The following is a 12,042-nucleotide window of genomic DNA, read 5'->3' as shown; positions in this document are numbered from 1 at the left end:
CTCATACCGAGATCCCCCGCGCTGCCATGAAGGGGACCGGGTCGACGGCAGCACCGTTCACCCGGGTCTCGAAGTGGAGGTGACACCCGGTGGACCAGCCGGTCGAGCCGATCTTGGCGATCTGCTGCCCCGCGGTGACGTGCTGGCCGGCGGTGACGAGGATGCCACCGTCGACCACGTGCCCGTAGGCGGTGGAGATGCCGCCGCCGTTGTCCAGGATGACCTCGTTGCCGTAGCCGCCGCCGTTGCCCGCGAAGGTCACGGTGCCGTCGTGGGCCGCGTAGATCGGGGCGTTGCAGGCGGGCGCGAGGTCGACCCCGGCGTGCAGCGCGGTGTAGTGCGTGTACGGGTCGACGCGGTAGCCGTACGGGCTGGTCTGGAACCCACCGGACGGCCGGACCCACCCTGCCGCGTTGGCCGACCCGCCACCGGCACCGCCCTGGCTGGTCGCCGGGGCGTTCGCGGCCGCCTTCGCTGCCGCCGCGGCGATGCGGGCCTGCCGGGCCTTCTCGGCGGCGACGCCCTTGCGGTAGTCGGCCTCGACGCCGCGCTGCTTCGAGGTGAGGGCGGTCAGCTGCGCCTCGAGCCGGGCCTCGTTGTCGTTCTGGGCGTCCACGGCGGACTGGGCCGCGTCGGCGGCACCCTGCGCCTGTTGCATCTTCGACTGCGCCGCGTCGGCCAGGTCACCGAGGGCCTTCTTCGCACGGTCGGCCTTGTCGGCCAGGCCCTGGGCGACACCGCGGTCCTGCGACGCCTGGGAGTAGATGCCGTCGGCCTGTTCGGTGAGCTTCGACATGGCGCCGAGCTCGTACAGCAGGTCGTCAGAGTCGGACGGGTGCGTGAGGATCTCGGTCGTCACGTCGTCCCCGCTGGCCCGACCGAGCTGTGCGGCGAGCTGCCCGGCCTGTTCCTCGGACTCCGCTGCGGTCTGCTCGGCCTCGTCCGCCTGCGACTGGAACGTGTGCTGCTTCAGCGTCGCGGCGTCGTACTTCGTCTGCGCCGCCTGGTACGCCTCGCCCGCCGCCTGCGCAGCCTTCCGCTTGGCGGTCGCCTCGGACCGGAGCGAGGTGATGAGCGACTCGATCTCGTGCACCTTGTCCCGCTGGGCGCTCGTCGAGGACTTCGCCCGCTGCACCTCGTCCCAGCTCGGGTAGTCCAACGCGCTGGCGGACGACGTCGGCGCCAGCGCGGCGAGCGTGCCGGCAGTGAGCGCGACGGCGACCGCGGCGGCGACGAGGCGGCTGCGGGCGGGGCGGGAGAACTGCGGAGAGGTCGTCATGGGTCTCGATTTCGTAACAGCGCGGCATGGCTCACGCACGTAACACTGTCAACACACGCAACAGTAACAACAGCGGCCCCACGCTCGACAGCCACTCGGTCGAGGGGCGGGACCGGCGTCGATGCTGGCATCGTGACCCGGTAGACAGCCGGGCGACGACGGCGCGACACGCCGGGGATGCACGTTCGACGGGCTCGGATTTGTGAAACCCCGAGGGCGTCCGTATGCTTGTCCATCGGTAGCGCGATGCACTGCTTGCGGCCCTATCGTTTAGTGGCCTAGGACACCGCCCTTTCACGGCGGCAGCACGGGTTCGAATCCCGTTGGGGTCACTCCTTGAGTGAGCAAGCAAGTAGTACTGAACAACACCACAGCAAGTCACAACATGCAGTACCCACAACACAACATGGCCCTGTAGCGCAGCTGGTTAGCGTGCCGCCCTGTCACGGCGGAGGTCGCGGGTTCAAGTCCCGTCAGGGTCGCCACGGCTGGATAGCTCAGTTGGTAGAGCGTTCGACTGAAAATCGAAAGGTCCACGGATCGATGCCGTGTCCAGCCACCGGTGAAGGCCCCCTGCTTCGGCAGGGGGCCTTTTCGGTTGTCTGGGCGGCGTCGCGAGCGTCGGTCGAACGTCCGTCGTTCGCACAACCGAAGTCACCCGGAACCACGCGCAGGTGCGGTTCGGGGTGACTTCGGTTGTGCGGCTCGCGTCCGCGCCGGGTCGCTGACGGCCTGGAGGCGCGGCTCGCGTCCGCCTGGCCGCCGTCGGACTCAGGCCTCGCGGGTCTTCGGGCTGCTGTCGTTCGTCTTCGCCGGGTCGCGCTCGACCACGGCACCGAGGGCGTCGTCGATGCGGGTCATCAGCTCGGCGGGGATCTGCACCCCGGCAGCGCCGGCATTGTCGTGCACCTGCTCCGGTCGCGACGCCCCGATGATCGCCGACGCGACGTTCTCGTTCTGCAGCACCCACGCGACGGCGAGCTGCGCCATCGACAGGTCGAGCTCCTTCGCGATCGGCTCGAGCTCCTGCACCGAGGACAGCACCTCGTCGCGCATGAACCGCTTGATCATGTCCGCGCCACCCTTGTCGTCGGTGGCACGCGAGCCCTCGGGCAGCGGCTGACCCGGCTTGTACTTGCCGGTCAGCACGCCCTGCGCGATGGGCGACCAGACGATCTGCGAGATGCCGAGCTCCTTGGAGGTCGGGACCACCTCGTCCTCGATGACCCGCCACAGCGCCGAGTACTGCGGCTGGTTCGAGATGAGCTGGAACCCGAGGTCCTTCGCCAGCGCAGCGCCGGCACGGAGCTGGTCCGCCGTCCACTCGCTCACGCCGACGTACAGGACCTTGCCCTGCCGCACGATGTCGGCGAACGCCTGCATCGTCTCCTCGAGGGGGGTCTCGTGGTCGTAGCGGTGCGCCTGGTACAGGTCGACGTAGTCGGTCTGCAGGCGCTCGAGCGAACCGTCGATCGACTCGAGGATGTGCTTGCGGGACAGGCCTGTGTCGTTGTGGCCCTTCGGCCCCGTCGGACCGAAGACCTTCGTGGCGATCTCGAGGGACTGGCGCCGCTCCCCCTTGAGCGCTTCGCCCAGGACGGTCTCGGCGCCGGTGTTGGCGTAGACGTCAGCGGTGTCGAACGTCGAGATGCCGACCTCCAGCGCGGCCTTGACGCAGGCGATCGCCGCGTCGTTCTCGACCTGGGAGGCGTGGGTGAGCCAGTTGCCGTAGGTGATCTCGGAGACCTTGAGGCCCGAGTTGCCGAGGTAGCGGTACTCCATGTGCGTGTCACTCCTGTCGTGGGACGCGTCAGTGCGACCCGAACCGTGACGGTAGTCCGACGTCGCCGCCGCGTACTCGGCAACGCGTGCTCCGCGCCCGCCCCGACATAGGGGTGCAGGATCGGTAGGAGTGCGGCACGGAGCAGTGCAGCCAGGAGCGAGGGAGCACCCATGACCGGGGCGAACGTGTTGTTCATCGGCGGGAGCGGCGTCATCAGCGCCGCCTGTGTCCGCGAAGCCGTCGAGCAGGGGTTCGACGTGACCGTGCTCAACCGGGGGACCACCGGGGGCAGGCCGATCCCGGAGGGCGTGACGCGCCTCCAGGCCGACGTGTCGGACCGCAGCGCCCTGGCGGACGCGCTCGGCGACCGCCGGTTCGACGTGGTGGTGAACTGGATCGCCTTCACGCCGGACCAGGTGCAGGCCGACGTCGACTTCTTCGCCGGGCGGACGCGGCAGTACGTGTTCATCAGCTCGGCCTCGGCGTACCAGACGCCGGCGACGCACCTGCCGATCACGGAGTCGACGCCGCTGAAGAACCCGTACTGGCAGTACTCGCGCGACAAGATCGCGTGCGAGGAGCTGCTGATGCAGGCCTACCGGGAGCAGGACTTCCCGGTGACGATCGTGCGGCCGTCGCACACCTACGACGAGACGAAGCTGCCGCTGACCGGCGGGTGGACCGCGGTCGCGCGGATGCGCGCCGGCAAGCCGATCATCATCACGGGCGACGGCAGCTCGCTGTGGACGCTCACGCACAGCCGTGACTTCGCGGTCGGGTTCACGGGGCTGCTCGACCGGGCCGAGGCCATCGGCGAGCCGTTCACGATCACGAGCGACGAGGCGCCGACCTGGAACGCCATCGCGCAGGAGATCGCGGCGGCGGCCGGGGTCGACGACCTGCGGATCGTGCACGTGCCGGCGGACGCCATCAACGCCGTGGACCCGGAGTGGGGTGCGGCACTGCTCGGCGACAAGGCGAACAGCTCGGTGTTCGACAACAGCAAGGTCCGGTCGCTCGTGCCCTGGTACCGGCCCCGCACGCCGTACCGGCACGGGGTGCGGGAGGTCATCGCCTGGTACGAGGCACACCCCGAGGAGCAGGTCGTGGACGAGCGGCTCGACGGGCTGATGGACGAGCTGGCGGAGCGCTGGGCGGTGTGAGCCGGGCGCTTCAGTGAGCAGAAGACGTCGGGTCGCTTGCGATGACCCGACGTCTTCTGCTCACTCGGCGAGCTACCCGCGCGCGGCGAGCACCTCGCCCAGGGTCGCGATCGCGAAGCGGACCTCGTCGTCGGTGACGACCAGGGGCGGCGCGAAGCGGATCGTCGACCCGTGGGTGTCCTTCACCAGGAGCCCGCGGTCGGCGAGGTCCTTCGCGATCGCCTTGCCGGTGCCGAGCGCGGGGTCGACGTCGATCCCCGCCCAGAGTCCGGCGACGCGGTGCGACACGACCCCGTGCCCGACGAGTTCGTCGAGCAGCCCGCGCAGCAGCGGTTCGCCGTCGCGGGCGCGCTGCTGGAACGTGCCCTCGCCGAGCATCGCCACGACCTCGGCACCGACGGCTGCGGCGAGCGGGTTCCCGCCGAAGGTCGATCCGTGCTCGCCGGGGCGCAGGACACCGAGGACCTCGCGCGAGCCCACCACCGCGGAGACCGGCACGATCCCGCCGCCGAGGGCCTTGCCGAGCGTGATGAGGTCGGGGCGCACGCCGACGCGCTGCACCGCCAGGGTGTGGCCCGTGCGACCGAGGCCGGACTGGATCTCGTCGGCGACGAACAGCGCGCCGAACTCGTCGCAGATCTCCCGGACGGACGGCAGGTACGACTCCGGCGGGATGACCACGCCGCCCTCGCCCTGGATCGGCTCGAGCAGCACGGCGACGACGGTCTCGTCCATCGCCTCGCGCAGGGCAGCGGCGTCGCCGTACGGCACCGTGCGGAAGCCCGGCGTGTACGGACCGAAGTCGTCGCGGGCGTCAGGATCGTCGGAGAACGAGATGATCGTCGTGGTGCGGCCGTGGAAGTTCCCGGACGCGACGATGATCGTCGCCCGATCGGCCGGCACACCCTTGACGCGGTAGCCCCACGCGCGGGAGACCTTGATCGCGGACTCGACGGCCTCGGCACCGGTGTTCATCGGCAGGACCATCTCGGTCCCCGTCAGCTCCGCCAACGCCGCAGCGAACGGCCCGAGCTGGTCGTTCACGAACGCGCGGCTCGTGAGCGTCACCCGGTCGAGTTGCGCCCGTGCGGCATCGAGCAACCGCGGGTTGCCGTGGCCGAAGTTCACGGCGGAGTAGGCGGCGAGGCCGTCCAGGTACCGCTTGCCGTCGACGTCGGTGACGGTCGCTCCGGCACCCGACGCGATGACGACGGGCAGCGGGCTGTAGTTGTGCGCGAGGGCGCGGTCCTCGACGGCGAGCGCCGCCGCGGTGTTGACCCCGAGCGACGCTGCCGCCGACATCAGCTGACCCCGAGGGAACGCGCGACCGAGGTGCCGGTGCCGACCGGGTGCAGGTCGAGCGTGCAGCACTTCACGCCGCCGCCACCGAGCAGCAGCTCGGACAGGTCGACGCCGATCGGGTTGTAGCCCTTCTCCTTCAGCTGTTCGGCGAACCGAACAGCCCGGGCGGCGATCACGACGTTGTACCCGTCGGAGTACGAGTTCAAGCCGAGGATGGCGGCGTCCTCCTCCGTCGCGATGATCGCGTCGGGGAAGCGCTCGCGCAGGATCGCCAGCGACGGCTCGTCGAAGGCGCTCTCCAGGTAGGCGATGTTCGACGTGCCGTCCGCCGCGGGCTCGGGGTCGAGCACGGCGATGGCGGTGTCGAGGTGGTAGAAGCTCGGGTTGATGAGCTTGAGCGTGACGACCTCGCGGCCGTAGATGCGGGCGAGCTCGTCGTGCGAGGTGCTGTCCGACCGGAAGCCGGTGCCGGCGAAGATGGTGTCGCCGATGAGCAGGAAGTCACCCTCGCCCTCGTTGGTCTGCTCCGGCTCGGCGACCGTCAGACCGGCGTCGCGGAACCAGTCCATGTAGGCGGGACCCTCGGGCTGGCGCTCCGGGTACTGGAACTTCGCGCCGTACGCGATGCCGTCGAGCACGAAGCCGCCGTTGGCCGCGTAGACCATGTCGGGCAGCCCGTCGATCGGGTCGATGTACGAGATGTCGAAGCCGAGCTGCTCGTAGACGGCGACGAGCGACTCCCACTGCTCGACGGCCTTCGACGTGTCGGTCGGCTCCTCCGGGTGCATCCACGGGTTGATCCGGTAGCTCACCGTGTAGAAGTCCGGCTTGCACATCAGGATCGTGCGCTTCGTGGCGACACGGGCCGGAGCGGCGGGAGTGGCGGGTGCGGTGTTCGACATCAGTCCTCCGAGGACCGGGGCCCGAGCCTGCCAGGAACCACCACTGAAAGTTGCTCCGGCGAGATGCAGGCTCACTCGCCGTAGCGGACCAGGTCGACGCCACGGAAAGTCTGGCACGAACCGTCCGACGAGTGCAGTCCCCCGCTGCCCACGGCTTGGCACCCGTTCGGGTGACGCACGTTTCGTGCGCGGAACCATCTGGACTCGCAAGAAGTCGGCGTACGATGGTCGTACATGGACACGCTCGACCACCGCATCCTGGATCAGCTCCGGGACAACGCCCGCGCCGGCTACGGCGACATCGGGTCGGTGGTCGGACTCTCGGCCTCGGCCGTGAAGCGCCGCGTCGACCGGCTGGTCGGCGACGGGGTCATCCAGGGCTTCACCATCAAGGTCGACCCCGCTGTCGAGGACCGCGGCACCGAGGCCTGGGTCGAGCTCTACTGCCGCGGCACCGTCTCGCCCAGCGAGCTGCGCGCCCTGCTCGACACCGTGCCCGAGGTCATCGACGCCGGCACCGTGACCGGCAGCGCCGACGCCGTCGTGCACATGCGCTCGAAGGACCTGTCGGCACTCGAGCAAGCGCTCGACAAGGTGCGCCTCGCACCCCAGGTGGACCACACCCGGTCCGCGATCGTGCTCTCCAAGCTCGTCAGTCGCGACACGGCGTAACGTCGCGTCCGTGGGACGCGAGCAGACAGCCTGGAGGCGCGTGGGGCCTCCCGTCCGATCGGGCGCAGCCCGGCGTCTGGTCACCGCGGCGACCCTCGCGTACGTGGCGAACTGCCTGTGGGGCACGGCGGTCGCCGTGCGGCTGATCCGCACGAAGAAGCTCCGCATCGTGCACCACGGCCTGTTCGTGGTGACGGCCGCCCTGACCGGCGCCGCCGCGACGACGCCGGTCTGGACGCGGGACCGCTCGGCCCTGTTCCTGCTGCCGGCGCTCGTGCCCCTGGCCGTCGCTCCACGCACGGACCCGCGCGCCAGAGCACACTGGAGCGTCGCGGTCGCCGCCGCCCCGTCCTACCTGGGGGCGCTGCTCAGCCGGCGCCGTGCCTGACGACGAGACGAGAAGGACGCAGTGGAGCTGTTCGAGGCCATCCGACGACGACGCACGACGAACGGTGCGTTCCTGCCCGACCCGGTGTCCGAGGAGCACCAGCGACTGCTGATGGAGCTCGCGGGCCGGGCCCCGTCGCAGTTGAACAGCCAGCCGTGGCGGTTCGTGGTGATCGAGGAGCGCGACACGATCGACCGGATCGCGGCGATCAGCGGGCGGTCGATGACCAGCACGATGGCCGAGGGGACGTTCTTCGAGCGGTACAAGCCGTACTTCCGGTTCTCGCAGGCCGAGATGGACGCCCGGCGCGACGGCATGCTGTTCGACAAGCTGCCCGCACCGCTCCGGCCCTTCACGAAGCAGGTGTTCACCAAGCGCGGGCAGGTGCTCATGAACGCGCTCCGGGTGCCGCAGACGCTGGGTGAGGAGAACCGGAAGCTCGTGGCCGGGTCGCCGATGCTGCTCGGCGTGATGCTCGACCGTGACGAGTACCGCAAGGAGGCGCGGAACGCGTTCTACTCGGTGTTCAGCATGGGGGCGGCGATGGAGAACGTGTGGCTCGCCACCACCGAGCTCGGCCTCGGGATCCAGTTCGTGTCGTTCCCGATGGAGATCGAGGAGGCGTGGGCCGAGGTCGAGTCCCTGCTCGAGGTCCCGCCGGAGCTCGAGCTGATGGCCGTGTACCGGATCGGGTACCTGCCACCCGAGCGTCGGCGCCCCGCGATCGACTGGGTGTCGAACGAGCGGAAGCGACCGTCGCAGTACGTGTTCCGCGGCACGTGCGCGACCCCGCAGACCGGGTGGGACGACCTGCCCGTCGTGAGCACCGACCCGGAGGCGACCACCCCGTGACCGACACCCGACCCGCTGACGGCGCTCCGGGCCTCCAACCCGTCGCCCCCGGCCTGACCGGCCGCCCCTGGATCTCGCAGGACTGGCTCGACGTCGTCTTCGTGCACTGGCGCGTCGACGTGTCGGCGGTGGCCCCGCTGCTGCCGGCCGGCACGCGACCCGACACGATGGCGCTCGACGGGACCGACGACGGGGTGACCACCTGGGTGGGGCTCATCGCGTTCCGGTTCGAGGACACGCGGTTCCCGCCGTTCTCGACCGGGAGCATCGGCGACTTCGTCGAGCTGAACGTCCGCGTCTACACGGTCGACGAGCAGGGGCAGCGCGGGGTGGTGTTCCTGTCGCTCGACGCCGGCAAGCTCCTGCCGACCATCGGCGCGCGCGTCGCCACCGGGCTGCCCTACCGGTGGGCGGTCGCGGAGTCGCGCAGCGGTGACGGACGGATCGGGTACGCCATGCGACGGCACGGCACGCACCTGCGGTCGATGGTGGACGTGCGGGTCGGCGACGCGATCGACGAGCCCGGGCCGCTCGAGACGTTCCTGACGGCGCGGTGGGGCATGCACGTGCACCGGGCGGGGCGCACACGGTTCTGGCCGAACGAACACGAGCCGTGGCCGCTGCACCGGGCGTCGGTGGTGTCGCTGCGGGACGACCTGGTCGGGGCGGCCGGGCTGCCCTTCGGGCTGACGGAGCTCGAGCCGGACTCGGTGCTCTACTCTCCCGGGGTCACGACGCGGTTCGGTCGGGGGCGCTGAGGGGGTCGTCGCCCGGCGGCTCCCGCCCCGGTTCCGGGTGCAGACCACCGACGTCCTCCGCCCCGTCGAGGTCGGGGTCAGCCGCCCTCAGCGCGGCTCGCCAGTTCAGCACCGCGACGACGACCGCGATCGGGACGACCAGGATGCTCCACCCGATCCACACCGACGCGTGCGCTTCGTCGACGCCCGAGACCGTCCACGCCACGACCGCGTACACGGCCGCCACCACCGCGACGGCCGCCGACGCCACCGCACGACCGCGCCGCTCGAACCGCGTCGGATCGTCGCGCCGCATCGTGTACAGACCCGTCGCGGCGACCAGGTACCCGATCAGGATCGTCCGTGCGCCCACCGCGAAGGCGAACACCGCCAACGCGACGCCGACCGCGTTCCACACCACGACGCGGGTGCGGTGCAGGCGCCAAGCCGCCTCGCGACTCGGGTACCAGTACGTCCGTCGTCCGCCGACCGCGAGCACGACCGCACCGACCAGCCCGACGGTACCGACCGGGATCACGACGGGCAGGGCGGAACGCTGCAGCCAGATGCCGATCGCCACGATCGCCATCGCCCCGACGGCAAGAGCCGTCGGCGGACCCCACCACTGCTCGGGGAGGATCGGCATCCGGCGGATCCAGTGCGGCTGCGGCTCCACGTCTGGCCCGGGTTCCACAGCGTCGTCTCGCGTCTCCACACCACCATCATGCTCGCGACCGTTCGGAGGCACGGGTCGTCGGGGGACAGCGGCTGAGTGGTGCACGACCGGTCGCAGGTACAAGGGAGCCATGACTCGAGTGGCAGTGGTGACCGGTGGATCCGCAGGACTGGGACGGGCGACCGTCCGGGAGCTCGCCGCACGGGGGTGGGACGTGGCCGTCCTGGCCCGCGGTCAGGAGGGCGTCGACGCCGCGGCCGCCGAGGTCGAGGCCGCCGGACGCCGGGGACTGGCCGTCGCCGTCGACGTGTCCGACCGTCAGGCCGTCGAAGCTGCTGCCGACCGGATCGAGCGGGAGCTCGGGCCGATCGACCTGTGGGTGAACGGCGTCATGGTCGGCGTGTTCGGCAAGTTCCTCGACACCGCGCCGGAGGACTTCGAACGGGCGCTGCACGTCACGTACCTGGGGTTCGTGAACGGGACCCGGGCAGCACTGTCGCGGATGGTCCCGCGTGGCCGCGGCCACGTCATCCAGGTCGGGTCGGCGCTCGGGTTCCGCGGCATCCCCCTGCAGGCCGCGTACTGCGGCGCGAAGCACGCGATCGTCGGCTTCACCGAGTCCGTCGTCTCCGAACTCCGCGAGCAGGGCAGCAAGGTCCGGGTCTCCCGCGTGGACATGCCGGCGCTCAACACGCCACAGTTCCAGTGGGTGAAGTCGAAGCTGCCGCACCACCCGCAGCCCGTCGCACCGATCTACCAGCCCGAGGTCGGGGCGCGCTCCATCGCGGCCGTCGCCGAACGACCGCGCAGCCGGACGTGGGTCGGTGAGTCCACGGTGTACACGATCCTGGGCAACCGGATCAGCGGCCGCTTCGCCGACTGGTACGCGGCGAAGACCCTGGTGTCCGGGCAGCAGGCGCCCGACAAGGACGGCCTGGAGATGCGGGACAACCTGTACGAGCCGGTGCCGGGCGACCACGGGGCGCACGGGGTCTTCGACGACTCGGCGCACGCCTGGTCGCCGCAGACGTGGTGGGTCGAGCACCGCCGGGTCGGCAACGGGATCATCGGTGCCGTGCTCGGTGCCGCCGGGGCCGTCGCGCTCGTGGCCGGGCGACGACGATGAGCCGCCGGGGATCCGGGCCGGCAGCGCCCTCGCTGGTCGAGGTCGCTCGGGCCGGACTCGGGCTGTGGCACCTGAGCCGTGCCCTGCGCGGCCGGGAGCAGGCGGTCCTGCACGGCGTGCTCGGTGTCCGGCAGCTGGCGCAGGCCCTGCTCGTCAGGCGCTCCGGCACCGGCAACGCGCACACCCTGAGCGCCGTCGTCGACGCGCTGCACGGCGTGACCATGGTGCCGCTCGCGGTCGCCGACCCCCACCGTCGTCGGTTCGCCGTCGACCAGCTGTGGATCGCGACGGTCCTGGCGGTCGCCGAGGCCGCCGCGGTCGGTCGCGGGCAGCGCCGACGCTGATCCTGTCGGGGGTGCTCGGTAGCGTCCCCCGACATGAGCACGATCTACTCGGTCGCCTCGTCGCTCGACGGGTTCGTGGCCGCACCCGACGACGACCTCGGCTGGCTGCTGCAGTTCGGCTTCGAGCCGTTCCAGGGGCACCACGACCGGTTCTTCGCGGGCGTCGGTGCGATCGCGATGGGGTCGACCACGTACGAGTGGTTGCTGACCCACGACGACACCTGGGCCTACCCGGACGTGCCGACGTGGGTGTTCACCTCGAGGACCCTGCCGGTGCCGGACGGTGCCGACGTGCGGTTCGTCTCCGGCGAGGTCGGCGACCACCAGGCCGACCTCGAGCGCGCGGCCGGTGACCGTGACGTGTGGGTCGTCGGCGGCGGGCTGCTCGCGGCGCAGTACCAGCAGGCGGGACTCCTCGACGAGCTGCGGGTCACCGTGATGCCGGTCGCGCTCGGCGCCGGAGCACCGCTGCTGCCGGTGGCGGCCCCGACCCCGGTGTTCGCGCTCGTCGGCACGACGCCGTTCGCGGGCGGGGCGGTCGAGCTGCACTACCGCTCCGCGGCTTCCGCAGCTTCGTCGGCGTAGCGTCCGGACCATGAGCGACAACGAGCAGACCGAGCCCGTCATGGACGGTGCCACCGAAGCCACGAACCACGAGAAGTTGCAGGGCCTGATCGAACAGGTCGACCACGACCACGGCGACGAGGGTGCCGGCGCGATGGCGGACCACCTGCGGGACCGCATGGACGAGACCGGTGTCGAGGCCGAAGAGGGCGGCGACGGCGAGGACTGATCGCCGAGCGACTTCGTGAGCAGGA

Annotated in this window: 14 protein-coding genes and 3 tRNA genes; 12 read left to right on the top strand and 5 right to left on the bottom strand. The window is 70.9% G+C overall.

All coding sequences use genetic code 11. The annotated features are described in order from the left end of the window. Window position 1 precedes the first annotated feature (1 nt). Window positions 2-1,279: a M23 family metallopeptidase gene (locus tag I8920_RS00760; protein ID WP_198657314.1), complete on the bottom strand. Its 1,278-nt coding sequence runs from the start codon at window positions 1,277-1,279 to the stop codon at window positions 2-4. A 259-nt stretch (window positions 1,280-1,538) separates the two neighbouring features. Here I8920_RS00760 and I8920_RS00755 point away from each other — a divergent pair. From I8920_RS00755 to I8920_RS00745, 3 genes are all read left to right on the top strand, one after another. Continuing rightward, window positions 1,539-1,611, top strand: a tRNA-Glu gene (locus tag I8920_RS00755). Between the two features lie 76 nt (window positions 1,612-1,687). Next, window positions 1,688-1,764: transfer RNA gene (locus I8920_RS00750), tRNA-Asp, on the top strand. Between the two features lies 1 nt (window position 1,765). Then, a tRNA-Phe gene (locus tag I8920_RS00745) sits at window positions 1,766-1,838 on the top strand. Window positions 1,839-2,050: 212 nt separating this feature from the next. On the opposite strand, the gene I8920_RS00740 is transcribed toward I8920_RS00745, so the two are convergent. Continuing rightward, window positions 2,051-3,061, bottom strand: a complete 1,011-nt coding sequence (locus I8920_RS00740; protein ID WP_198657313.1) for an aldo/keto reductase family protein — start codon at window positions 3,059-3,061, stop codon at window positions 2,051-2,053. Window positions 3,062-3,232: 171 nt separating this feature from the next. Here I8920_RS00740 and I8920_RS00735 point away from each other — a divergent pair, with 171 nt between their 5' ends. Then, the gene (locus I8920_RS00735) at window positions 3,233-4,225 is read left to right on the top strand and encodes an NAD-dependent epimerase/dehydratase family protein (protein WP_198657312.1); all 993 of its coding nucleotides are present in this window, start codon (window positions 3,233-3,235) and stop codon (window positions 4,223-4,225) included. 72 nt (window positions 4,226-4,297) lie between these two features. Here the strand turns inward: I8920_RS00735 and rocD are convergent, their stop codons facing one another. Together rocD and ddaH are read right to left on the bottom strand one after the other, a co-directional pair. Then, a complete protein-coding gene (gene rocD, locus I8920_RS00730) occupies window positions 4,298-5,527 on the bottom strand; it encodes an ornithine--oxo-acid transaminase (RefSeq protein WP_198657311.1) in 1,230 nt (409 codons plus the stop codon). Beyond that, window positions 5,527-6,429 carry a dimethylargininase gene (ddaH, locus tag I8920_RS00725; protein WP_198657310.1) on the bottom strand — a complete coding sequence of 301 codons (903 nt, stop codon included), beginning with the start codon at window positions 6,427-6,429 and terminating at the stop codon, window positions 5,527-5,529. Before ddaH ends, rocD begins: the two co-directional genes overlap by 1 nt. 234 nt (window positions 6,430-6,663) lie before the next feature. Between ddaH and I8920_RS00720 the strand changes: the two genes are divergently transcribed. The 4 genes from I8920_RS00720 to I8920_RS00705 are packed head-to-tail and all read left to right on the top strand — an operon-like array spanning window position 6,664 to window position 9,099. Then, entirely contained in the window at window positions 6,664-7,101 is a 438-nt protein-coding gene (locus I8920_RS00720; protein ID WP_198657309.1) for an Lrp/AsnC family transcriptional regulator, read from the top strand. A 40-nt stretch (window positions 7,102-7,141) separates the two neighbouring features. Further along, entirely contained in the window at window positions 7,142-7,489 is a 348-nt protein-coding gene (locus I8920_RS00715; protein ID WP_198657308.1) for a hypothetical protein, read from the top strand. Between the two features lie 21 nt (window positions 7,490-7,510). Next, complete coding sequence (locus tag I8920_RS00710) at window positions 7,511-8,341, top strand: nitroreductase family protein (protein ID WP_198657307.1); 831 nt, start codon at window positions 7,511-7,513, stop codon at window positions 8,339-8,341. After that, a complete protein-coding gene (locus tag I8920_RS00705; RefSeq protein ID WP_198657306.1) occupies window positions 8,338-9,099 on the top strand; it encodes a YqjF family protein in 762 nt (253 codons plus the stop codon). The genes I8920_RS00710 and I8920_RS00705 overlap by 4 nt, the downstream gene beginning before the upstream one ends. Here the strand turns inward: I8920_RS00705 and I8920_RS00700 are convergent. After that, complete coding sequence (locus I8920_RS00700; protein ID WP_198657305.1) at window positions 9,071-9,724, bottom strand: hypothetical protein; 654 nt, start codon at window positions 9,722-9,724, stop codon at window positions 9,071-9,073. The two genes, I8920_RS00705 and I8920_RS00700, sit on opposite strands and share 29 nt — an antisense overlap. A 160-nt stretch (window positions 9,725-9,884) precedes the next feature. On the opposite strand from I8920_RS00700, the gene I8920_RS00695 reads away from it, so the two are divergent. From I8920_RS00695 to I8920_RS00680, 4 genes are read left to right on the top strand one after another with little or no spacing between them, the layout of a single operon-like run. Beyond that, window positions 9,885-10,880 carry an SDR family oxidoreductase gene (locus I8920_RS00695; protein ID WP_198657304.1) on the top strand — a complete coding sequence of 332 codons (996 nt, stop codon included), beginning with the start codon at window positions 9,885-9,887 and terminating at the stop codon, window positions 10,878-10,880. After that, window positions 10,877-11,224 carry a hypothetical protein gene (locus tag I8920_RS00690; protein ID WP_198657303.1) on the top strand — a complete coding sequence of 116 codons (348 nt, stop codon included), beginning with the start codon at window positions 10,877-10,879 and terminating at the stop codon, window positions 11,222-11,224. The genes I8920_RS00695 and I8920_RS00690 overlap by 4 nt, the downstream gene beginning before the upstream one ends. 33 nt (window positions 11,225-11,257) lie before the next feature. Next, window positions 11,258-11,809 carry a dihydrofolate reductase family protein gene (locus I8920_RS00685; protein ID WP_198657302.1) on the top strand — a complete coding sequence of 184 codons (552 nt, stop codon included), beginning with the start codon at window positions 11,258-11,260 and terminating at the stop codon, window positions 11,807-11,809. Between the two features lie 10 nt (window positions 11,810-11,819). Next, on the top strand, window positions 11,820-12,017 hold the full coding sequence (locus I8920_RS00680) for a hypothetical protein (RefSeq protein WP_198657301.1): 198 nt from the start codon (window positions 11,820-11,822) through the stop codon (window positions 12,015-12,017). Window positions 12,018-12,042: the final 25 nt, after the last annotated feature.

Origin of the sequence: Curtobacterium sp. YC1 (assembly GCF_016267665.1) — a bacterium.
Lineage (GTDB): Bacteria > Actinomycetota > Actinomycetes > Actinomycetales > Microbacteriaceae > Curtobacterium.
Note: the sequence above shows the minus strand (reverse complement) of the source record. Positions and strands in the feature narration are given on the sequence as shown.